The sequence below is a fragment of the Gottfriedia sp. NPDC056225 genome (genome assembly GCF_042267765.1).
In the GTDB taxonomy this organism is placed as follows: domain Bacteria; phylum Bacillota; class Bacilli; order Bacillales; family Bacillaceae_G; genus Gottfriedia.
Genome location: NZ_JBHJTJ010000009.1, coordinates 66514 through 90701, shown reverse-complemented (window position 1 = coordinate 90701; position 24188 = coordinate 66514). Strand labels below are relative to the sequence as shown.

General features: G+C 32.3%; 22 protein-coding genes. 13 read left to right on the top strand and 9 right to left on the bottom strand.

Annotation, left to right across the window (positions count from 1 at the left end):
* Positions 1-340 precede the first annotated feature (340 nt).
* Entirely contained in the window at positions 341-1357 is a 1017-nt protein-coding gene (locus tag ACFCYN_RS08825) for an NAD-dependent epimerase/dehydratase family protein (protein ID WP_375948779.1), read from the bottom strand.
* 250 nt (positions 1358-1607) lie between these two features.
* Between ACFCYN_RS08825 and ACFCYN_RS08820 the strand changes: the two genes are divergently transcribed.
* The 4 genes from ACFCYN_RS08820 to ACFCYN_RS08805 all read left to right on the top strand — a co-directional run bounded on the left by ACFCYN_RS08820 (position 1608) and on the right by ACFCYN_RS08805 (position 6986).
* Positions 1608-2702, top strand: a complete 1095-nt coding sequence (locus ACFCYN_RS08820; RefSeq protein WP_172445444.1) for a CotS family spore coat protein — start codon at positions 1608-1610, stop codon at positions 2700-2702.
* A complete protein-coding gene (locus ACFCYN_RS08815; protein WP_375948831.1) occupies positions 2702-4360 on the top strand; it encodes a glycosyltransferase family 4 protein in 1659 nt (552 codons plus the stop codon). Before ACFCYN_RS08820 ends, ACFCYN_RS08815 begins: the two co-directional genes overlap by 1 nt.
* A 408-nt stretch (positions 4361-4768) precedes the next feature.
* Entirely contained in the window at positions 4769-5674 is a 906-nt protein-coding gene (galU, locus tag ACFCYN_RS08810; protein WP_375948776.1) for a UTP--glucose-1-phosphate uridylyltransferase GalU, read from the top strand.
* A 1-nt stretch (position 5675) separates the two neighbouring features.
* Complete coding sequence (locus tag ACFCYN_RS08805) at positions 5676-6986, top strand: UDP-glucose dehydrogenase family protein (protein ID WP_375948774.1); 1311 nt, start codon at positions 5676-5678, stop codon at positions 6984-6986.
* 44 nt (positions 6987-7030) lie between these two features.
* On the opposite strand, the gene ACFCYN_RS08800 is transcribed toward ACFCYN_RS08805, so the two are convergent.
* Positions 7031-7813: a HipA family kinase gene (locus tag ACFCYN_RS08800; RefSeq protein WP_172445442.1), complete on the bottom strand. Its 783-nt coding sequence runs from the start codon at positions 7811-7813 to the stop codon at positions 7031-7033.
* Positions 7806-8915, bottom strand: coding sequence for a glycosyltransferase family 4 protein (locus ACFCYN_RS08795; protein ID WP_172445441.1), 1110 nt, complete (start codon positions 8913-8915; stop codon positions 7806-7808). The genes ACFCYN_RS08800 and ACFCYN_RS08795 overlap by 8 nt, the downstream gene beginning before the upstream one ends.
* Positions 8916-9300: 385 nt before the next feature.
* Here ACFCYN_RS08795 and ACFCYN_RS08790 point away from each other — a divergent pair, with 385 nt between their 5' ends.
* The 4 genes from ACFCYN_RS08790 to menC are packed head-to-tail and all read left to right on the top strand — an operon-like array spanning position 9301 to position 13322.
* Positions 9301-10155 (top strand): MurR/RpiR family transcriptional regulator, encoded by an 855-nt coding sequence (locus tag ACFCYN_RS08790; protein WP_172445440.1) that lies wholly within the window; start codon positions 9301-9303, stop codon positions 10153-10155.
* A 24-nt stretch (positions 10156-10179) separates the two neighbouring features.
* The gene (locus tag ACFCYN_RS08785) at positions 10180-11310 is read left to right on the top strand and encodes an amidohydrolase (RefSeq protein WP_172445439.1); all 1131 of its coding nucleotides are present in this window, start codon (positions 10180-10182) and stop codon (positions 11308-11310) included.
* 19 nt (positions 11311-11329) lie between these two features.
* Entirely contained in the window at positions 11330-12172 is an 843-nt protein-coding gene (locus ACFCYN_RS08780; RefSeq protein WP_375948771.1) for a GNAT family N-acetyltransferase, read from the top strand.
* Positions 12173-12206: 34 nt separating this feature from the next.
* A complete protein-coding gene (gene menC, locus ACFCYN_RS08775; RefSeq protein WP_375948769.1) occupies positions 12207-13322 on the top strand; it encodes an o-succinylbenzoate synthase in 1116 nt (371 codons plus the stop codon).
* A gap of 53 nt (positions 13323-13375) precedes the next feature.
* Here the strand turns inward: menC and ACFCYN_RS08770 are convergent, their stop codons facing one another.
* Genes ACFCYN_RS08770 through ACFCYN_RS08760 form a run of 3 tightly spaced genes read right to left on the bottom strand, consistent with a single transcriptional unit; the run spans position 13376 to position 16728 of the window.
* The gene (locus ACFCYN_RS08770; protein ID WP_375948767.1) at positions 13376-14560 is read right to left on the bottom strand and encodes a hypothetical protein; all 1185 of its coding nucleotides are present in this window, start codon (positions 14558-14560) and stop codon (positions 13376-13378) included.
* 17 nt (positions 14561-14577) lie between these two features.
* Complete coding sequence (locus ACFCYN_RS08765) at positions 14578-15777, bottom strand: DUF58 domain-containing protein (protein ID WP_172445436.1); 1200 nt, start codon at positions 15775-15777, stop codon at positions 14578-14580.
* Positions 15778-16728, bottom strand: a complete 951-nt coding sequence (locus ACFCYN_RS08760) for an AAA family ATPase (RefSeq protein WP_172445435.1) — start codon at positions 16726-16728, stop codon at positions 15778-15780.
* 354 nt (positions 16729-17082) lie between these two features.
* Between ACFCYN_RS08760 and ACFCYN_RS08755 the strand changes: the two genes are divergently transcribed.
* The 5 genes from ACFCYN_RS08755 (at position 17083) to ACFCYN_RS08735 (ending at position 21308) form a co-directional block, all read left to right on the top strand.
* Positions 17083-18252, top strand: a complete 1170-nt coding sequence (locus tag ACFCYN_RS08755; RefSeq protein WP_375948765.1) for a CapA family protein — start codon at positions 17083-17085, stop codon at positions 18250-18252.
* Positions 18253-18626: 374 nt separating this feature from the next.
* The gene (locus ACFCYN_RS08750; protein WP_098171206.1) at positions 18627-19175 is read left to right on the top strand and encodes an RNA polymerase sigma factor; all 549 of its coding nucleotides are present in this window, start codon (positions 18627-18629) and stop codon (positions 19173-19175) included.
* On the top strand, positions 19172-19630 hold the full coding sequence (locus ACFCYN_RS08745) for a zf-HC2 domain-containing protein (RefSeq protein WP_172445433.1): 459 nt from the start codon (positions 19172-19174) through the stop codon (positions 19628-19630). Before ACFCYN_RS08750 ends, ACFCYN_RS08745 begins: the two co-directional genes overlap by 4 nt.
* Before the next feature lie 14 nt (positions 19631-19644).
* On the top strand, positions 19645-20100 hold the full coding sequence (locus ACFCYN_RS08740) for a hypothetical protein (protein ID WP_172445432.1): 456 nt from the start codon (positions 19645-19647) through the stop codon (positions 20098-20100).
* Entirely contained in the window at positions 20097-21308 is a 1212-nt protein-coding gene (locus tag ACFCYN_RS08735) for a DUF4097 family beta strand repeat-containing protein (protein ID WP_375948762.1), read from the top strand. The genes ACFCYN_RS08740 and ACFCYN_RS08735 overlap by 4 nt, the downstream gene beginning before the upstream one ends.
* A 157-nt stretch (positions 21309-21465) precedes the next feature.
* On the opposite strand, the gene ACFCYN_RS08730 is transcribed toward ACFCYN_RS08735, so the two are convergent.
* The 3 genes from ACFCYN_RS08730 to ACFCYN_RS08720 form a co-directional block, all read right to left on the bottom strand.
* The gene (locus tag ACFCYN_RS08730) at positions 21466-22131 is read right to left on the bottom strand and encodes a DUF2642 domain-containing protein (RefSeq protein WP_172445430.1); all 666 of its coding nucleotides are present in this window, start codon (positions 22129-22131) and stop codon (positions 21466-21468) included.
* 35 nt (positions 22132-22166) lie between these two features.
* Complete coding sequence (locus tag ACFCYN_RS08725) at positions 22167-23525, bottom strand: arsenic transporter (RefSeq protein ID WP_172445429.1); 1359 nt, start codon at positions 23523-23525, stop codon at positions 22167-22169.
* 248 nt (positions 23526-23773) lie between these two features.
* A complete protein-coding gene (locus ACFCYN_RS08720) occupies positions 23774-24103 on the bottom strand; it encodes a DUF1904 family protein (RefSeq protein WP_172445428.1) in 330 nt (109 codons plus the stop codon).
* Positions 24104-24188: the final 85 nt, after the last annotated feature.

Here is a 24188-nt window from a genome sequence, read left to right as displayed (position 1 = left end):
GGAAATCTCAAAGTACTAGTACTTTTGAGATTTCTTTTTTTGATTGAATTGGAGGCGATGAGCACTAATACAATATTTACGCTGGAAAAGTCATTTGTGTATAAAAACTTGAGTTTTGTTTCATAAACGTTTGATTTTCGTGCATAAAACAGTAGTTTAGTTCATAAATCATTGGTGGCTTTATCTTTAAGCTCGAATCTAACTAAACTCGATTTAAAATCGTATCTAGAATCTTAGACATAACCAAAGATTACCTCTAACGGGTGGATTTTCCTATGTGAAATACGAATAAACCACAAGGAAATTGCGATCCTTGTGGTTATTTTTATTATATACGCTATTAGTTTATCTTTTTATATACTTTAAACCATTCTACGAATTTGGCGATGCCTTCTTCGATTGAAGTAGATGGACTATATTGAATATCATGAACTAGCTGGTCAATATCTGCATATGTTTCAAGGACTTCTCCTGGTACCATCGGCATTAATTGAATATTTGCTTTTGTGCCAAGTTGCTTTTCTAATGTTTCAATAAAATAGTTTAAGTTTACTGGGCTATGATTTCCAATATTGTAAAGCTTGTAGTAAGAAGAAGATTCAGTAGGCGGTCCATTTTTAATGATTCTTACGATCGATTCAATTACATCATCGATATAAGTAAAATCTCGTTTCATATTTCCATAATTATATACTGCTATTGGATGTCCGCTAATGATTGAATTGGCAAATTTAAATAGAGCCATATCCGGTCTACCCCATGGGCCGTAAACAGTAAAAAATCGTAATCCTGTTGTAGGTAGATTAAATGTATGACTATAAGAATGTGCCATTAATTCATTCGATTTTTTAGTAGCTGCATATAAGCTAATTGGCTGGTCAACTCGATCATTAATTGAAGAGGGAGTTTTTTTATTATTGCCATATACAGAGCTTGAAGAGGCATATAAGAGGTGTTTAATTTGATGGTTCTTACAGCACTCTAATATATTGGCGAAACCTACGAGGTTTGATTGGATATATGACCCAGGATTTTCTAAGCTGTATCTTACGCCAGCTTGTGCTGCTAGATTAATAACTAGATCGAAATCATTTTGTTCAAAGAGCTCCATTAACAAATCCATTTTATCGATTGAGCCGTTTACAAAATGAAAGTTTTCATATTGTTTTAAAAAATCTAATCTATCAAATTTTAGACGTGTGTCATAGTAATCATTTATATTATCAATGCCTACGATTTGTGAACCTTCTTCTAATAGGCGTTTACTTAAATGGAATCCGATGAATCCAGCACATCCAGTAATCAGGATGTGTTTTTTGTTAGCTTTATTAATGATAAAAACCTCCTTACCTAACAATAGTTGAAATATCATATGTAGGTAGAAACGACAAAGTTCGAATGCATTGAGAAATATGTATATAACTAGTTTGAGAGAAAATCTTTTAAATAGACTACACATATACCCTCACAATACTTGTACTAAATCATATTATTACAATAGGTCTTAACTCAGTTAGAGCATAAAAAATATAAGCAATTCGTAATTACATTTCCTTCAAATAGAAATGTGAATTTTTTTATGGGTTCTATAAAGTAGGAGGGAGAAATTGAATAATATAATAATTGAGCCATGGATCGTCGATGAGCTTATTCACGATGAGTTCTATGTGCCTGAATATATTGAAAAAATTGGGCTTGAAGTACTTAAATTTTATGATCTTCAAGTAAATAGCATGCAAGTCATTACTACGAAAGCCGACAAAGGTGGAGCAATTTGGAAAATTGAAACGAACGAAGGACCAAAAAGCTTTAAACTTTTACACAGAAGACCTACTAGAAGTATGTTTAGTTTAGGAGCTCAGAAGTATCTGGTTGAAGTTCAACAGGCTAGAGTTCCAGGGATTGTTCGAACTAGAGACGGCGAGGAATTTGTAGAAGCAGGTGGAAAGCTATGGTTCGTTGCAGAATGGATTGAACAATTGGCGCCAGTTTCTAAAGATTTAGAAGGTGCTAAGCTACTCTGTCACGCACTTGGAGAGTTTCATCGTTTAAGTAAAGGGTATGTACCACCGATTCAAGCAGAGGTCGCATCAAGACTACACAAATGGCCAAAAAGTTATGAAAAAATATATAACAAAATGAATTGGTTCAGAACAATTGCCTTAGCTTATGAAGAAATGCCTGCTAGTCAAGATTTATTAAATGTAGTTGATATATTTCAAGAGCAAGCAAGAAAAAGCATGGAAGACTTAAATGCTTCTAATTATTTTAATATGGTAAATGAAGGAAACGCTAGCTGGGGATTAGTTCACCAGGATTACGGTTGGTCAAATGGCCAAATGGGACCAAATGGAATGTGGGTTATTGATTTAGATGGCGTTGCGTATGATTTGCCAATTCGAGATTTAAGGAAACTTATATCTGGTACTATGTCTGACTTATTTGGATGGGATGCTACATGGGTAAGAGAAATGATAAACGCGTATCACGAAGCAAATCCAATCTCTCCAGAATTATATGACGTATTAATGATTGATTTTTCAATGCCAAATGAATTTTATAAAAACATTAAAGAAGTACTTTATGAACCAGAATTATTTTTAGGTGAATCTACTAAACAATTAATTCAATCAATCGTTGACCTAGAACAGTCAAAATGGGCAACATTAAATGAGATTCGCAACGACTGGAGTGGAAAATGATGAGAATATTGATGGTTTGTACAGAAAACCTACCAGTACCTCCAGTATTAGGTGGTGCGATTCAGACTTATATAGCAGGTAGTTTACCTTATTTAAGTAAAGTTCATGATATAACAATATTAGGAGTAAACGATCCGTCATTACCAGATGAGGAAACGATTGATGGTGTGGATTATGTACGTGTCCCCGGGAAAGTATTAGAGCTATATCGTGAAGGTGTAGTTCAATATATCGAAGGGAAGCAATTTGATTTAATCCACATTTTTAACAGACCACGTCTTGTCCTGCCTATTAGAAAAGTAGCTCCAAAGGCAAAAATCACTTTAAGTATGCACAACGATATGTTTAATATAGGTAAAATTGCTGTTGATGAAGCGAATTTAGTTTTAGAAGAAGTTTCTAGTATTGTTACTGTAAGTGATTATGTTGGAAATGTAATTCGTGAACTATATCCTCAAAGTTCAAATAAAATTAGAACAATATACTCAGGTGTTGATTCTGATCGTTTCTTACCTGGAAATGATTCAAGAATAGTAAGTACGAGAAATACGCTTAGAAAAGAGTTTGGTTTAGAAAATAAAACGGTTATTTTATTTGCGGGTAGACTTTCAGAAAACAAAGGTGTAGACCGTTTAATTAGAGCATTACCAACACTTTCAAAAACCTTCAAAGACTTAGCTTTAGTCATCGTAGGAAGCAATTGGTTTAGTCAAAACAATGTAACGGACTATGTTGCCTATATTCGTGCGATATCAAAAAAACAAGATGTACCGATTATTACAACAGGATTTGTATCGCCTTTTGAAATACAAAACTGGTTTGCAGTAGCTGATTTATTTGTATGTACTTCTTTATGGCAAGAGCCACTTGCAAGGGTACACTATGAAGCGATGGCAGCAGGTCTTCCTATTGTAACAACTGCAAGAGGAGGAAACCCTGAAGTAATTATTCCAGGAGAGAATGGTTTAATCGTTGAAAACCCAGTAGATCCAAATGAATTCGCTACCAAAATAACAGAAATATTATCAAATAAATCGTTAATGAAGAATATGGGAATTAAAGGTAGAGAGCTTGCAGTTTCTAAATATGTATGGAGTCGTGTAGCGGATGAAATTCTATCTGTATGGGGCCGAACAGAATACGCTTCATCAATTTCGCCGGAACAATTATTACAATATGAACCTCAAACATTATTTAAATCTGCAGTACAAAATAAACAGTTTATTGTGCCTAATGACATTGTTACTGAAGAAGTAGCAGAACCAGCTGCAGAAATCAGTGGAGTAACAGCACTTCCGGCTCCAAAAATCATAGAAGTTGAAGAACCAACTGTTGGAACGAAAGAAGAAGAATTAGAATCGCTAATTCAGTCTGAAACAAAAGTAATGGAAGAAGCCTTAGTCGAGCGGGTAAAATCAATCCCTAGAGATAAAGGAATAGTAAAAGCTGATGAGTATATAGCTAATACTAATCCAAGAGTACTGAGACGTATTAGAAAAGTAACTGATACGGTCGGAAATAATGTAAATAGAAGTAGAATAGAAAATAGATCTAATAATCTATCTAATAACTCATCTAATAAAGTTAATTCCGAACCATATAAACTAAAGAGAATTACTAGCATCACTGAAGTATATAGAAATAGAAATCGTTATTAGATCATGTTTTGAGGAGAATGTCTAAATATTAAAGCCCTGTTTCATAAGTTTAAATACTTTTGAGACAGGTTTTTTTTCTTGAAGGATTCGTTTCGGGAGAACATTTTGTGAACTTTGCGGATCAAGTTGTGTACTTGCTTAATTAATGTAGAAAGTGATTTGATTTATGTTCAAACAGCCTTATTAACTTCAAAACTCCCCTGGAAATCATTATATTGGCACAAATAATTCTAATTCAGAGACTAATTGCTATTTCTTTTGTTAGATGGCCTACTTAATGCTGTTGTATAGTCAAAAAAAGCTAGTTTTTAAGGCATAATCTTTCTAAACATAATAGGTATATATGGTGACAAGTCCTCCTTAATTTACATATAAAGTAGAATGAACAAAAGTTTGGAGGCAAGTATAATGAAAATCCGCAAGGCTATTATTCCCGCTGCCGGTCTCGGGACTCGTTTTTTGCCGGCAACGAAAGCGTTGCCAAAGGAAATGTTACCTATAGTTGATAAACCAACTATTCAATATATTGTTGAAGAAGCTGTTGCTTCTGGAATTGAAGAAATCATTATTATTAGTGGTAGAGGTAAGCGAGCGATTGAGGATCATTTTGATAAATCATATGAATTAGAAGAATCATTATCTCGAAAAAATAAGCTAACAGTATTGGAAGAGATGCAGAAAATATCCAATATGGTGAAGATCTTTTATGTGCGTCAAAAGGAACCAAAAGGATTAGGCGATGCAATATTATGTGCTAAGAGTTTTATAGGAAATGAACCGTTTGCTGTTTTGCTAGGAGATGACATCGTTATGTCCACTACACCTTGTCTTCAGCAAATTATTAATGTATACGAAAAACATAAAGCCCCAGTTATAGCTGTTCAAGGTGTTTCTGATCAAGAAGTGAGTAAATATGGCATAATTAAACCTAAAGAAAGTACTTATGATACAAATTTATATCAAGTTGATTGTCTTGTAGAAAAACCAAAATTAGAAGATGCACCTTCCAACTATGCAATTATGGGACGATACATTCTTACTCCAGAGATATTTGATATTTTATCAACACTATCGGTTGGACAAGGATGCGAATTGCAATTAACTGATGCCATAAATGAATTAAATAAACATCATCCAGTATTAGCATATAATTTCGAAGGTAAGCGATACGATATTGGAAACAAAATTGGCTTCATTATGGCTACAATTGATTTTGCAATCAACCGAGAAGACATAAAAGACGAAGTGATTGCTTTTTTAAATGAGGTCATAGCAGATGACACTTCAAATATAAATAATCAGGAAGTGGATTAACTTGAAAATTTCTATATTAGGTACGGGCTATGTAGGTTTAACAACAGGAGTCTGTTTAGCAGAGATAGGTCACACAGTTACTTGTATTGATATAAATGAACTTAAAATCAATAATTTAAGTGCCGGTATATCTCCCATATATGAACCAGGAATAGAAGTATTAATAACTAGAAATATAAAGTTAGGAAAATTATTTTTCACAACCTCATACGAAAAAGGGTTAGACGATGCTCAAGTTATTGTTGTTGCAGTAGGTACTCCTCAAGGGGAAGATGGAGCAGCAGATTTAACTTATCTTGAAGGTGCAGCAATTGATATCGCAAAAAATGTTAAAAAGCATGTAATTGTTGCTATTAAAAGTACAGTACCAGTTGGAACGAATGAAATCGTGAAGGAAATTATTCAAAAAAATTGTAGCGAAGATATTGTCGTTGACGTCGTTTCAAATCCTGAGTTCCTTAGACAAGGCTCAGCGATAAAAGATACAATGGAAGCAGATCGAATTATTATAGGTAGCAATAATCAAGAGTCTGCTAGAATTGTTGAAGAAATGTATAAACCATTAAATGTACCAATCTTAATTACTAGTATTCGAAGTGCAGAGATGATTAAATATGCGTCTAATGCATTTTTAGCTAGCAAAATAAGTTATATAAATGAAATAGCAAACCTATGTGAAGCAGTCGGTGCAAATGTTGAAGATGTGGCAAAAGGAATGGGGAAAGATAAACGAATCGGTGAAGCATTTTTATATGCAGGGATTGGCTATGGCGGTTCTTGTTTCCCGAAGGATGTTAAAGCATTATTGCACACAGCTCAGTTAAATGGGGTTGAATTTGGATTTTTAAATGAAATTATTTCGATTAATAAATTCCAACACGAATTGCTTGTAAAGAAAGCAATTGAAAGATTTAGTGAATTAGAAGGGAAAAAGATTGCATGTTTAGGACTATCATTTAAACCAGATACTGACGATATGCGAGAAGCACCATCTATTAAAATCGTAAATTCTTTAAAAAAATTAGGTGCAGAAGTGATGGCATATGACCCTGTAGCAGTTGAAAACGCGAAAAAAATTCTAGGTAGCAATATTACGTATGCTAGTTCAATAAATGAATGTGTAACGGATGCAGATGCAATTTTTATTGTAACCGAGTGGAGAGAATTTAGAGAACTTGACTTACCAAGCATACTAACTAAAATGAAGAATCCAATTATTTTTGACGGAAGAAACTGTATTATGGAAGATAGAATAAGAGATTGCGTGAAAATAGAATATTATCCAGTTGGTAAACCGTCCATCATTAAATAAAATAAAAAAACGACTTCTAAAAAAATTGAAGTCGTTTTTTCACGTTATTCATTTTGTTCATGTAAAGGACGGTAAATCGTTTTTACGAATTTATGTTTTAGGTATGGGAGAATTTTTTTTCTTCGATTTACTAATCTGCCTACAATTGCTTTTTTGTCATCCTTTGAAAGTAACCAATCATCGGGGGTTAATTCCACAATTTCTTCTAATAGGAGGACTGGGAATCTTTGGATGATCTGCAGTTGTTCATTAAATTTTTCTTCACTTTCTATATACTCGGACATGAATTGATGAGTGGAACTTTTCATAATATTTTGAGGCAAAGTTTCTAACTCTGAAACTAACCAACTGTAAGAACCAAATGCTTCAGCATGGTCAATAATCCAAAGGTTAAATTGATCTAGGGCTTCTTCGCGTAGTAAAATATTTTTTCTAGTACGGTCTCCATTGCACAACCAATAGTCAAATAAAATGATGCCAGCTAATTGGTCTTTATTTACAATACTTGGAACTAATCCAACTTGGTGACCATTTAAAGTTTCAGGGACATACAAAGAAGCAAACTGAAACTTTGATAGTTGAATTTCATCTAGTTCTAAATCCGGTATTGTTTTTGAAAATTCTTCAGGAATTGAAACGATTTGGGCATATGGAACAGGCAAATCTAAAAATCTAGCAATACAGTAAGCAACCCATTCGTTTGGTAATGTTTTCTCAAATCCAGAACGAAAATATTTCACAACATAATCTCTACCATCACTAAAGGTAATTAGATGAGCATTTGATTTTCCTTCAAGTTTTTTTATATATGAAACTGGTTCAATCATTTTGGATCACATCGCTATTTTTAATTTCACCAATTTTTAAAAGATACTCACGATAAATATCGGCTACTTTTTGAATCGCAAAATTTTGTTCAACATGCTTTACGGCATTTTCTGAAAGTTTCTGATGAAGTTTTTGATTATCAACTATTTGATAAATCATCTTTACGGCATCTTTTACATCATGTCCCCGAAATAACATACCTGTTTCACCTTGGAGAACGATTTCTGAAATAGGCATAATATTAGAGGCAACAACAGGAACTCCACATGCCATGGATTCGATAAATGTATTGCCAAAAGACTCAACTTTTGTTGTAGCGATCGTACAACCGCCTGATTGAAGTACTTTTGCATAGACGTGAGGCATTTGTTGATATGGAATAACCGGAAACCATTTGATCATATCAGTAAGACCTTCCTCCTTCCAAGTCAATGCAAAATCTTCTCGTTGGACACTTTGAGCTCCTCCGATTAACCAAATTTCAATATCTGATCGTTCACTTTTAATCCGCTTTGCAATCTCAACTAACATCGGCCAGTTTTTACGTTTATCTACTCTGCCAATCCAACACACTACTTTTTTGTTAGTTGGAAGTATTGGTTGAACATCATATGAAATTTCATCTGTAGCTAATGGATGGAAAAATGTGGTGTCAACACCATTGTAGATTACTTTAATGGGGATATTATCTGTTAAGATGGAGACTAATCTTTTTTGATAATTCGATGGTACGACAATTGAAACAGGTTCAACTGACCTGAATTTTTTTAAATGTGGCTGAAGTTTAATTAGCTCTGGCGTTCGTGCTTCTACAATAACTGGACCTTTGTATTTAGCTTTTTGTAACCATTTATATGCTGCTCCTGTATCTACTACAATAATTGCATCATAGGCATTATTTTTAATGATCCCAATGATTTCGTTTTCATCTTTTGTTAAATAGACAGGTGCAATATCTTCCATTATGTGTAATCCACCATGATCAGTTGTATATAGAAACTCAGTATGAATACCAAACTTTTTAAAGTAAATTGAACGATTCCTCCAGCCAGCATTAACTCCACCAACTGTTAAGAGACGCCATATTATTAAAACTTTCAAATTTTCCCCTCCTTGGGTTTAGGGTATACAAATAACTTTTATATCCTTTTACGAAAACTATTGTATACACTTTTATGGCTTTCGACCGGATTCAAATTTTGAATAGTAGTCCTATTTTAGTTAATTCAAATTAAGGTAAATTGTAAGGGCAATTAACTAATTACTACAAATATTTTACGGGCAAGAAGAGAAGGGAATGCAAGAAATTTATGGGACAAATCAGTTAGTTTTTTACTATTTTTTTTAAAATTTTTTCGTAAGCATTTACCTCGACTTTTTCTTGCCCCTGCTTTTCGGTTATGATAATGTATATGTTAAAGAAGTATTGACTGCAACTTTCTAAAAAAATGAAGTTTAAACTTCATTGGTGGAAGGATAAAAAAATATGAAGCGACCTAGTTTTAAATTGTTAGTAAAAGAGAAGTTTTCACAATTATCTCCGGGGCAAAAAAAAGTAGCTACTTATATGATTGAAAATTTAGAGGAGTGTGCATTTAAAGCAGCTTATCAAATAGGCAGAAAAGCTGATGTGAGTGAGACTACTGTTATTCGACTTTCGTATGCACTCGAATTTGAAGGATTCAGTGATATGCAGTTAAGCGTTCAAAACGAATTTCTACATTTAAATAAAGCAGATTATATGAATGAAAAAGAAGAAATTAAGGATATAAGTGGTCATCATACTTATACAAAAATTATCGAAAATGAAGTAAATATTTTAAGAAATTTGTTACAACCTTCCAATATTGAGGAAATATCAAAAGCGGTAGAAGCAATAATTAGCTCTGATCAAGTGTTAATTGTAGGACATCGTGTATCTCATATTGCAGCGTATTGGTTTGCAAATACATTAAGTTCGATTAGAGGTAATGTAATGTATTGTTCTCCAGCGGGAGATTTTTTTGAAAAATTCTGCAATTTGACGGATAAATCAGTTGTCATTGCATTTTCATTCCCAAGATATGCTAAGGAAACATTAACAATTGCCGAATGTACAAAAGAGAATGGAGTTAAGTTAATATCAGTAACTGATCGATTATTGTCACCGATTGGAAGAATTGCAGATATTATTCTCACTACAGAAGAAAATGTAGAAAGTGGATCAAACTCAATCGCTTCAGTAATGAGCCTGTTAAATTTAGTGATTGCTGGTTTATATGAAAAGGATAAAAAGAGAATTCAAATGTATCAACAAAAATTAGAAAAAATCTATTCAACATATGAAGTCTTTATAGAGTAGAAATTAAGCGAGGAGAAAGAGCTAATGAATCCACAATCCTATCTAGAAGTTAATAAGGAAGCAATAATACAAACGTATCAAGATTTACATATGTTAGCTGAACCGAGTTGGCATGAAGAACAAACAGCTAATTATATAAAAGAACGATTAATCAATGCAGGGATCGAAATTAAAACGTTTGAAAGTCATTTTGGATTTATTGCTGAAATAAAGGGTGAAGAAGATACTGTTGTTGCTCTAAGAGCAGATATGGATGCGCTAGTTCAAGAAGTTGACGGTGTTGTAATCGCAAATCATTCTTGTGGTCATGATGCTCATAGTACGATGGTTTTATTTACAGCGTTGGCCATGGCAGCCAGTAAGATAAAGCCAAGACATACGATTCGCTTTATCTTTCAACCAGCAGAAGAAAAAGGTGAAGGTGCACTCCAAATGATGAATGATGGAGCATTAGATCATGTCATTTCATTATTTGGAGTACATTTAAGACCTGAAAGAGAAGTTCCTTTCCAAAAAGCATCTCCTGTCATCATACATGGTTCAGCTGAAACGATTAAAGGTACAATTCAAGGCATTCAAGCACATGCATCTCGACCTCAGGATGGTATTAATGCAATTGAAGTAGCTGCTGAACTTGTATATAAATTAAAACGATTAAACTTAAATACTGACGTTCCACACTCGATTAAAATGACGCAAATTCAAACAGAGAATGAAGCATCAAATACGATACCTGAAACAGTAAAGTTCTCCCTTGATGTAAGAGCTCAAACAAATGAGATTATGAATCAATTAAATGCTTGTGCAGTCGAGGTTTTTGAAGAAACGATGGATGAAACAAAAGCAAAGATTTCGTGGGTAATGGAAGAATTTGTTCCAGCGGCGGTTCAAAACGCTCAAGCAATAAAAATGACTGAAACTGCAATTAAAGAAATTATCGGAGTAGACAACCTAGTGCCTGAATGCATTTCAAATGGAGGCGAGGATTTCCACTTCTATACAAATAAATATCCTCAAATTGCAGCGACAATGGTTGGTTTAGGTTGTGGACTAGTCCCAGGATTACATCATCCACATATGAAATTTAATTTAGAGGCTCTGCACTATGGAGCAAAAATTTTAACTCAAGCTGTTTTATTAGCATCAGAACAATAATAAATAAGAGGTGAATAGATTGCTAAACGATCTGGATCAATCCGAAGCTACGAATGGTATTACAATACGTTCTCTTCATTCAATAGAAGAAATGGAGCAGGTTCGAAAATTAGAATCAAAAATTTGGGGATTTGAGGATTCGATTCCTACTCATCAAACAATTACAGCTGCGAAGAACGGTGGCTTAGTTTTAGGTGCTTATTTTGAAGGAGAAATGATCGGATTTCAATATAGTTTTCCTGGATTCGATGGTCAAACTGTTTATCTTTGTTCGCATATGCTTGGAATCGATCAAGCGTTTCGTAATAAAGGAATCGGAAAATTGCTTAAAATTGCTCAACGAGAAGAAGCGCTTAAACTCGGTTATAAACTAATAACTTGGACATATGACCCATTAGAAACTGCAAATGGATATTTAAATATTTCAAAATTAGGTGGAGTTTGTCGTACGTATATTGAAAACTGCTATGGTGAGATGGACGATCTGTTAAATAGTGGAATTCCATCTGATCGTTTCCTAGTTGAATGGCATATTTCAAAAAATGAAGATGAAAAAGAAAATTTAAGACAAGTTGAATTGAGCGAAGCACTTGAACATTCTCTGATTGAATGGGAAGAAAATGAAGACGGATTACCTATTCCGAATATAAAAGATTCTTTTGAAATGAGTGATCTAGCATTTGTTGCTGTTCCAAAGGACTTCCGAACAATAAGAGAATCAAATATTCATATTGCAAATAAATGGCGAATGAAGACTCGAGAGTCCTTTCAAAATTTATTCAGAAATGGATGGAAAGTAACAGGATTTTATAAGATTTCAGAACCTAATCTGCCAGTCCATTTTTATATATTAAAAAAATAAAAAACGAATATTTAATATAAGGGAGAGTTCGTAAATGAAAATTAAACAAGTAATATTACGCCATATGAAACTGGATTTATTGCATCCATTTACAACAAGCTTCGGAACAGAGTATGACCGTGAGTTTATTCTATTAGAAACGATAAGTGAAGACGGAATTTCAGGATGGGCTGAATCAGTTGCGATGCTTGATCCTTTATATAATGAAGAAACTGTAAAAACAAACTGGCATATTCTCGAAGATTATTTAATTCCAATCGTCTTAAATAATGAAATTAATCATCCAGATGAACTTTCCGAAAAGCTGTTTTCTCATATTCGTGGAAACTATATGGCTAAAGCTGCCATTGAAGGGGCTATTTGGGATCTATATGCTAAGCAAGAAAACATTTCACTTTCTACTGCAATCGGTGGAACTAAAAAGGAAATTGAAGTTGGAGTAAGCATAGGCATTCAAGATACAATTGATTCTACAATTAAAATCATTGAAAATCGTCTCGAGGAAGGCTACAAACGATTCAAATTAAAAATTAAACCAGGCTGGGATATTGAACTGATCGATAAAGTTAGAAAGGTGTTTCCAACTATCCCTTTAATGGCAGATGCTAATTCAGCTTACACTTTATCGGATATGGATCAGTTAATCGCTTTAGATGACTATAATTTAATGATGATCGAACAGCCACTTGCTTACAACGATATTATCGATCATGCAGATTTACAAGCAAGAATGAAAACGCCTATTTGTTTAGACGAAAGTATTCATTCATTAGAAGATGCTAGAAAAGCGATAAAACTAGGAAGCTGTAAAATTATTAATATTAAAATTGGAAGAGTTGGCGGACTAACTCAATCAAAAAAAATACATGATTTATGCATGGAAAATAACATACCATTATGGTGTGGTGGAATGCTCGAATCAGGAATCGGAAGAGCACATAATATTGCAATTACTTCATTACCTAACTTCATTCTACCAGGTGACACAGCTGCTTCCTCACTATATTGGGCTGAAGACATTATAGAGCCAGAAGTAACTGTAGAAAATGGAATGATCACTGTACCAAATAAACCAGGCATAGGCTACGAGCCACACATGAAAAATATCGAAAAATATACAATTGCTACTAAAGCATACAAGAACAATTAAGGCATAATACAGAAAAAACACAAATTTTAATAAAATTTGTGTTTTTTTACCCTTTAACCTTGTTCTTTATCCCTATTCCTAATCATTTCTTTAATCCGCTTTACCTGTTCCTCATACTTTTCAATATCCTTTAATTCAGCTTTTCCATAGCGTACTGAGTTATATGCATTGATTAGTTCGTCTTCATTTGAAATTTGAATACGTTTAAACCATTCATTTAAAGTTTCACCGTTATGGCGACCCATTTTGTGCTTCGATGCATATTTTTGAAGTTGAAAGATTAGTTTTCTTATTTGATCAGTAGGGGCATTAGCTTTAAAAAGTCGTCTTTTTATTCTCATAGATTCTGGAATTGATTCATATTCAATACCAATTTCTTGTTGGAAAGATTGGTTTTCAATACGAATAGATTTAAGCCTTCTAATAACAAACCAAATTGCGATTAAAACAATTATTAGTATGGCTAGCCAAACCCAAGTAGGTACTGATTCTAAAATAAAATGCTGATTTTTTGGATTTTGCGGTATTCGATTTTTAAGTGGATGACGGTTAAGTTTAATTTTTTCAACTTTAAAATTTTTGTGATCAGCAAAGTTGAAAATAGGTGACGCTACAAATCCAACTACCTTAAATAATCCATCTAGTACTTTAAAAATACTCCATTTAAATAATGGTACGACTAACGTGAAAATACCAGTTAGTGTTGCTGCAATTAGTATTGAACCGAACATGCCACGAGAGTTTTTAATGCTTTGTGTATTAACTGCTTGCTGAAAATATCTCCCTAAACTAAAAAGAATTGTAAACATAATAATTAGCCCATATACGAAACTTTTATACTCGTAATGGAATGACCAGCCAAAAAAGAGTATGAATAAACTTGTAAAATAAAAAACTATTTGCAATTTATTTCGTTCTTCATTCCATAATGAAGTGTCTTTAAGAAAAGCCTCAATTCGAAAAAAGATAAAAGCAGCGCATAAAATTGATGTAACCGAATTTAAGCCAAGATTGTAGCCAACTACACCGCAAAAAACGGCTGCTAAGTATGAGCTAACACGAGACACTTTAGATTTATTTAAAGAGTAAAATAATATTAGATTTCCAATTAGAAAAATGCAAATCATAGCCAAGCTAGGCGGTAGTTGATTTTTTGATTCGTATAAAAATAGAACGATTAAATATAAATATAGACATTCTAATGAGAAAAAATATGTAGGTAGTAAACGTAAAATCATTTCATTATCCTTTCGACTTAATTCTGTCCAAATGGAACAAGCTTTGGACTTTCTAAATCATCTTGTAGATAATATATATTTTGACCGCGTTTTCGCATTTGAGCGAAGTATCGATCTCCATGCTTACCGAACGGTCCACATAAAATCACAACTGGAGATTTTCGTTGTTGTTTTTCAACGTAATGTAACAATCGATCGATCGGCTGTGTCGTTCTTGCTCCATTAATACGGGCAAGGATTTCAAAAGTTTTACTTAATTGAGATTTTCCTCCGCCTATCGGTAAATGATAAACAGGAACTCCACTTTCCATGTTCAAATTTAGAAAGATTTCATACTGAATATTTTTAAGTGTTGCATATTGGACCATATAGGCAATATTACTTGCAATCGATTCAATATTCTCAACGATACTTAGTCTGAAATTTTCATGGTTTGGATTTCTTAAGTTGATGATAAACGTAAATGAATAATCAGCAGTTCGTTCATATATTTTAGTTTGTAGTACTTGCGTCTTGGCACTTGCTTTCCAGTGGATTCGATGAAATGAATCCGAATATACATAATCTCTAGTTCCAATCGGAGCTAGAAAATCTTCAAAAATACTAGACGGCGTCACAAAATTACCATATGAATTAGTTGACATTATTTGGTCAATTTGAGGTACAGGAATTAAGCTTGGATAAACGATTATTTCTTTTTGTAAAAGTGGTTTATAAGTTAAATGTACATAACCTAAGCCAAAAAAATTTGAAATGGTTAGCTCCAATTCTTTTATTCTCGTAACTCCACGTTTTGTCGCAAAGAGCGGCAAAGAAAGCTGAACAGTCTCATTACCTTTTAATTGAATAGGTATGATTAGTTCTAAATTCGAATCATTACTTATAGTTTTAAACTTTTTACCTTCTAAAATTGGATTTAATTTTATTCGAACTGTAGCGTTTATGATCGGTAACCAATTATTTTGTTTAATTTTAACTGGTAATGTAAATTGATCTCCAACGGTAACATGAATTGGTAATCGGTCGTTTTCAATCGTAAGGTGATCAGCTATATGATTTAAATAATATCTACTCATTAAACTAAGGATGATTAAAAAAGCACCTAAAAACATTAACAAGTAAGAAGACTGATAGAAATTAATAATTAAAAAGATTGCGCCAAAAATGATAAGTACATCAAGGGAATTCTTTCCATTTATCTCTTTATGCCAAGTCATTTATTGACCTGCTCCAGCTTCTACAGGAACCTCAACTTGATTTAAAATTGATTCAATAACTTGTATAGCATTGTATTTAAAGGATGCTTCAAGGTTTAATACGATTCTGTGTGAGAGAATATAGGCCGCAACATCTTTTACATCTTGAGGTGTAACAAATGTTCGATTATTAATATAAGCTTTGCCTTGCGAAGCTCTCATTAATGCCAATGTACCACGTGGACTCACTCCAAGCTGAACATCTTCATGATTTCGAGTTAGATGTACAATTTTTAAAATATAATCTTCCACTTCATCCGAAATCTTAACAGTCTTCACTTGTTCTTTCATTTCATAAATTTCATCTAATGTTAATACTTTATTTAAGTTTGAAAATGGACTATTTAAACGATATGATTTCATAATGCTTTTTTCTTCTTCAAACGAAGGATACTTCAAACTAATTTGCATAAAGAAGCGATCCATTTGTGCTTCAGGTAATGGGAATGTACCTTGCTGCGATTCAATTGGATTTTGAGTTGCAATTACGATAAATGGGTTAGGTAGACTAATCGTTTCTCCATCGATTGTTACTTGTCGTTCTTCCATTACCTCTAATAAACTAGCTTGGGTTCTAGGGGTAGCACGGTTAATTTCATCAGCTAATAATATATTCGTCATAACTGGACCGATTCGAAGTTGAAAATCTTGTTCCTTTGGATGAAAAAATTGAATTCCAGTTACATCACTCGGTAATAAATCTGGAGTAAATTGAATCCGCTTAAACGAACCGTTAATCGTTTTTGCAAAGCTTTTAGCTAATTGAGTCTTACCCGTCCCAGGAACACTTTCCAATAAAATATGTCCATTATTTATTAAAGCAATGAAAATCATTTCAACGACATCATCCTTACCGATAATGACGTTGCTTATTTCTTTTTTTAACTGTAATAACTTTTCTGATATACCCATTTTACTCTCCTAACATTTTCAAAATTTAGTAGCCACGTAATATAAGAATGTCGAAATTATTTAAAACCGAAAAACTCCATTCATTTTGACCATATTATTATTTTAATAGTTCTTTTATACTTAAGTCCAATAATTCTTAATTTTAAAAAAATGTTATCTTAAAGTATTAATAATGATTGATATTTGTTAATAAACAATGTAAAATTAAATGTTCATTTGTAAAAAAATGGGAGAAGATTAACTAATTAAATAATAAAGATTAATATGGGACAACTTAAAAATGGACTATGCCTATCCTACTGATAGGCTAAAATCTAAAACTTTAATCTTGCCTCGAACTTTGGAGAGAAAAATGTGAAAAAATTTATAATCATATTGATAACCTGTATTTTTGCTTTATTGAGTGCTTGCTCAAAAAATAATCAAGAAAATAATGTAAAAGAAAATAAATTAAAAACAGAACAGGTCAAAAGACCGAATGAAACTGTTGAGAAAAATGATGAGGTTGTCTCGAAAGTAACTGTTGGTGCTGTCGGTGATATTTTAATACATAATGAAGTTTATGAGGATGCTGTGCTTCCAAACGGTATTTATAATTTTAATAAAATGTTTGATGAAGTTAGAAAAACGATGGAACAGCCAGATATTTTAGTAGCGAATCAAGAAACAATGATTGGCGGAAAACAGTTTGGACTATCAACTTATCCAGCATTTAATAGTCCATATGAAGTAGGTGATGCACTTAAAGGTGCTGGAGTTGATTTTGTAACATTAGCAAATAATCATTCACTTGATCGCGGTGAAAAAATAATCCAAAGTGCACTTTCTCATTGGAATGCAATTCACATGCCATATACTGGGGCATTTAAATCGAAGGCCGACCATGACCAGATAAGAGTTTTAGCAAAAAATAATATACGTTTTTCATTTCTTGCTTATACATTTGGTACGAATGGTATTCCTGTACCTAAAGGCAAAGACTATTTAGTAAATTTAATTGACCTAACTAAAATAAACCGTGATGTTGAAAGAGCAAAAAAAATATCTGATGTCGTAGTAGTTGCGATGCATTGGGGTACTGAATATGAAAGAATGCCAAATAATACTCAAAAGGAACTGGCAAAAAAATTAGCAGATATGGGAGTTCAAATTATTATTGGAAACCATCCACATGTACTACAACCACCGGCATGGATAACAGGAAAAACGGGGAATAAATCAATTGTCTTTTACTCATTAGGAAATTATTTATCAGCTCAAGATGAAATTTATGAGTTAATTGGTGGCCTTGCTACCGTAGACGTAGTAAAAAATCAAAAAAACAAAGATGTAAAAATCGAATTGACTAATCCAAGTTTTTTCCCGACATATAATTATTATCGAGATAATCGAAACTTTGAAATTATGTCTTTAGAAAATATAAATGAGGTAAATTTAAAAAATGGCAAATTGAGATATGAAGAAATAGTGAAACATATGCGCACCTTTATAAAGGATTTACATATTATTCCAGAAGTTCAATAATAATTAAGCAAATCGCAAATAATATCGGGAATCGCAAATAAAAAAGGACAATATTTGATCAAAACAATGTAAAAACATACAAAATTACAAAAAAGTGACTGATTACATAAATTTTTTCCTTAAAACTTAACAACCGTACTTTCTTCACAACCGACGAAACAAAAAAGCTTGTATTAACCCAATATAAGCTTTTTTTTTTGTTCATTTATTCATTAAATAAGTATTTTCCCACAAACTACTTAATAGTTGATATACATGACTTTTTTGCTTTCAATTATATCTTTAAAAATTTTATTAAAAAAACTTTTAAATTTTTGCAGGGTTATTAAAATTTTCTTCGTCTAAAGTTATGGATAGGGAAAAGAGGTGATGCAATGGAGTCGGATGAACAATTAGTAAAAAATATATTAAAGGGAAATCATCAACTATTTAAGGAATTAATTTTAAGATACGAAGCAAAGGTATTTGCAGTAGCATTGAAAGTTTCAACTAATCAAAAGGATGCTGAAGATATTTCGCAAGAAGTCTTTCTCCAATTGTATCGTTCTCTTGAAAACTTTAACGGAGAATCAAGTTTGGCAACATGGATTTATCGAATTACAATGAATAAAGCAATTGATTTTAAAAGAAAACAAGTTAAACAACAGGAGCATGAAACTGGTGAGTTACTTTCTACTTTACCAGAAGAGAATATTTTAACACCTGAGGAAGCTTTACTAAAAACGATCGATAAAGAACTTATTCATTCATATTTAATTGAATTGCCACAAGCATATAGCGATGTATTGAAATTGTATTATTTTGAAGAACTGACCTACGCTGAAATAGCTATGAAATTAAATGTAGCCGTTAAAACTGTAGAGTCACGCTTATATCGAGCCAAACGATTAATTAAAGACAAGCATAAAGGAGGGGTTATTTGAAACATTTAACTTCTGAACAATTATTATCGTATCAACAAAATAAGCTTTCAAAAAAAGAATCTCTTATGCTTGAACAGCATTTAAATGAATGTAGCTCCTGCGAGGCTGAACTTGAACTTCTTAAAGAATTACAAGAGGAATGGATGAATCCACCTGATTATCATTTTTCTGATGACTTCGTGAATGAGATTATGAAGCAAACTGAGTTAATCGAGATTAAGGAACAAGTTAACGAAATGAAATCGAATAATCATAATTCAAAAAAAGTTCGCTTTATCCATTTAGTGTTGGCTGCGGCAGCAACATTTTTATTTTTCCAATTTCAATTAGCTGAGCGAATTTCAAATTCAAATCGCCAAGTTGTACAAACAATCGATCAGACGTCTTCATTAATTGAAAAAAGTGAAAAAATAACAATATCAATTCCAAAAATATTGAAAGAAAATAAAAAATAATGGAGGTACAAACTTTGAAATCACGTAAAAGATTAGTTTATATATTATCAATTTTACCTGGGCTTGGTCATTTCTATTTAGGGTTAATGAGTCGAGGGTTGCAGTTTATGCTACTGTTTTTCGGAACGATATTTTTAACAAATTTAATTTCAAGTTTCGGATTTTTTATACCAGTTATTGTATTTTATAGCTATTTTGATGCTCTACAATACCATAGCAAATATCGTGAGGATATCGAATTAATCGATGAGCCAATTTTAAATAATCATTTTAAAGTTAATAAATTTTTAATTGGTTGGGTATTAATCGGTTTCGGTTGCTTATCATTATTAGAAAATGCCTCAGATTATATCTCAAGACATTACAATCTATTTATTGATTATCATCTAGTTCAAAATTTAATATTCAGTTTCGTGTTTGTTGTACTTGGTATTAAATTATTAACTGGAAAGCCGAAGAAAGAAGTATGAGGAACTGGAAAGTTGGCACTATAACTGCTGGTATTATTTTGATTGCAATTGGTGTATTGTGGTTTCTACAAAGTTTTATTTCGATACCATATACGAAGTTTTTAATTAATGCTTGGCCAGTTGCTTGTATTTTATTAGGGATTGAAGTCTTGTTCTTTCATTTAGTAAGAAAAGAAGACACACTCCGTTTTCATGGATTTAGTATTTTTCTACTTGTTTTAGTAATGATCGTTTCAATTGTTTTTAGTATAGGACATTATTTTATTAAAGAAATTGGGTACACGTTTAAATCCAAAAATATTGAAATAAATGATTCACAAACTATTTCTACATCAATTAATGAAGTTATTATTAAAGCAACGGATGGAGAAATAAATGTAAATGGAACTGACTCAAATTCGTTAAAAGTAAACGGGACGATCCGAATTCCTGATAATGGTAAAAAAGAAACAGGGAAGTTATCAGATTATTATTCGGTAAAAACACTTGGAAATAAAATGTATATAGAAATTAATGATGATGACAATAACATATTCCATTTTGGAAATAAAAAGGCTGAGTTAACGATTGATTTGCCGAAAAGTATGATGACGAATATTAAAGTAGACAATGGTTCGGTAAATTTAACGAATAAGGCTAATGAAACAGTAATTAATTCAAATGACGGTCAAATAAATGTTGAAAATGTATCCGGAAACTTAGTTGCAAAAACTAGAAATGGCTCAATTAGCTTAACTAAAGTGAATTTAACAAATGAAAGTGAAATTGCAACACGTGACGGAGAAATTACCGTTAGGAATATATCTGGTTATTTAAATGCAAGCACAAAAGATGGTAGAATTTCGTTTGACCATGCGAATATGGAAGGTAGAAGTGAAATCACTACAAATGATGGCGAAATAACCCTGAATGAGTTTAAAGGTGAAGTTAAAGCAAAAACAAACAACGGTTCAGTTAATGTCGACGATGCATTATTGTTTGGTAGTAGTAACATTACTTCAGATGACGGTGAACTTCAAATCAACTTGCTAAAAGATAATAGCATTGCAATTAATGCAGAAACAAATGATGGAAACTTTGATGGGAATATAGGCTGGAAAATGGAAAATAAAGATGAAATCCATTCAAATCAGGCGATTGTAGGAAGCGGCGAAAACCAGCTTAATTTAAAAACGAAGAATGGATCGATTTACGTTAATAAAGATTAGAAGACTAATATAGTTAAAGTTAAAAGCCCCAAGCATGGAATGGGGCTTTTACTTAATGCATTAAATTTATATATTAAAGTAAAGTGGCTTAGAAAGTATCTTGCTTATAAATAAAAAAAAACCTTTAAATACAACGCGTATCAAAGGTCATATCCTGCTAAGGTAGGTGAACAGATTTTATATGTGCTAGCTTTAAATAAACATTTTCTCCACTTGCTATACAAAGCACTAATTGATTATTATCAACTTTGTTTAAACGCCCAATTTTCATTGGATCTGTCCCACCATCGAAAATTACCAACTTTCCAATTTCCTTTTTTATCTGACTTTCAAATGATCTGTGTAATGGAGTGGTAGAAGGATGCACAGATAAAGTATCATCATTTAAATTATATGGAACAACTTTATGATTATAGGGTGTAATCCATTTTAAATGCGATAAAGAGATATACATTGTATGAAATACAGGTGAATAAAAGACTAAATAATCACTTAGTACATTCATAACATATCCATGAAAAGTTATATTACCAGTTACATAGATTTCTGAAAAGATACCTTTAGCATTTAGTAAAATTTTACGATAAGAAATTGTCTCCATTTCTTGGGTAATGGATGGTTCATTAGGGTTCTTTATTTTTTCTTTCAATTCATTCGTTTGATATACCATATGGATATGCATCCAAGGAATATAATAATATTTTATGCCATTGAAAAGGACTAAAATATCTTGTCCTAAATCAGTAAGAATACCTTCGAAAATGACATCTCCAGATAGTTTTACTGAAACTTGTTCACCAAGCAATGTTGATACATCACTCACTTTAATCTCCTCCTATAGGTAATTAAAGAACTAAATTAATGAGCAAAAAATAATTGTATCCAATAAAATAATAATATTAATGTAATAATAGTAGTTAATGGGATCACAATTATTGTAACGCTTAAATAATCTTTCCATTTTACTTTAATTTTATTTTCTTTTAATATGTGCATCCAAATTAAAGATGCTAATGTTCCAATCGGTAATAATAGTGAGCCAATATCACTACCGATAATATTTGCAAGATAGATTGCTTTTAGGGTTACTGGATTTAGACCCATCTCAGTTAAACTGATTGTGCCAATCATAAGAGCAGGGTGATTGTTAAATAAATTTGATAATAGACTTACTAATCCACCCATTACTAAAGTAGCATTAAATAGGCCTTGATTAACGACTGGTTCAAGTTCTTTTACAAGAAAATCTGTTAGACCAGCATTATGAAGCCCAAAAATAATTACATACATTGAGAATGCAAACAAAAGTATTTGCCAAGGGGTCTTTTTTAAGATATCCACTGGGTTTGTTCTTAAATGGTACCATCTCCATATAAGTAAAATGAGTGAGCCGAGTACAGCAACAAATTCAATTGGAATCGAAATAAAGGATGCGACGAAAAGCAAACATCTCATAACAAATACGAAAGTTAATATTTTAAGCATAAACTTTGTTCTTTTTCTTTTCGTTTCAACAGAGATTTTTGTTTTTAAAGGATGAAAATTTTTGATGAAAAATGATTCTTCAATGTCATTTGTTGAAGCAGGTAAAACTTCTGGAAATTTACTCTTTAATACGAAATACATCATGAGTGACATAAAGGATAAGCCGATCATTGTTGGTACAAACATCATTAACGGCTGCATATATAGTGGCATGTGAACGATTTTTAAACCGATTAAATTTACGATATTACTTACGCCTATTGGAGCACTCGAAGCGGTAGCAATTAATGCACCCGATAATAGGTAAGGTATTTGTTGATGTGGTTTTAAGCGGAGATTTTTTAAAAGAATAATTAGTATTGGTGTTGTTATTAGGATACTACCATCATTATTAAACAGCAGTGTCATTAAAAAACATAGTAATTGGATATACCAGTATAGGCGATAACTTGATCCTTTAGCTAATGTTACTAGGCGTGCTGCGGACCAGTGGAAAAATCCAAAGCTTTCTAAAATAACAGCCATAACAATTGTTGCAATAATTGTTATAGAGGCCCCACCAATTTTACTAATGATGTCAAGAAGGTCATGGCGACTGACGATTCCAGTTAGCAGTATTAATACTGCCCCTATAGTTGCAGGCCATGCTTCATGAATTCCTTTTGGTCTCCAGAAAATGACAGCCATTGTCATTATGAAAACAAAAGCAGTCACAATAATTTCAAAGTTCATTCTCATTCACCTTTCTCTAATCGGAAGTATTTTGGTCACCTACTTGTCCGATTAATATACTAATATTCAATTTTGTCGATCATGTACTTAGTTACATAACTATTTTTTAAAGTTTGTATATTTGTCCACATAGTAAAAATACCGTGAAATGACATCGTCCTATAGGTACAGTTGACCTATAAATAATGGAAATTATACAAAATAAAAAGGCCAGTGGATTCACTGGCCTTTGTTATTTTGGTATAGTATTATTCAAATCTCTTTCCATTAATATAATAGCTATCTTCTTTATATGTAATAAATGCTATTTCAAATTCTGGAATATTTAATAAATTAACATGTTTTTCGATTGTTGCAGCGAAACGATCTCTTGTCTCTACTCCACGTTCAAACCACTTTACTTCAATAAATGGAAAACTATCTACAACTTCACCATCAAAGATTGAAGTAGAATGAATACAATCAATCGTAAAATTGTCAGTTCCACATTCGCAAACATTTGCAAGTTCTTCAATTAATGGCTTGCTAATTTTGCAAATATCATTTGTTGAAATACCTTTAATTAATAATTGCGGCATACTTGTCCCACCTTTTTTCTACAATTATAACTTATTTGATTTGCAATATTAAATGAGATTGAATTTTATTAATTTGATTTAGAAA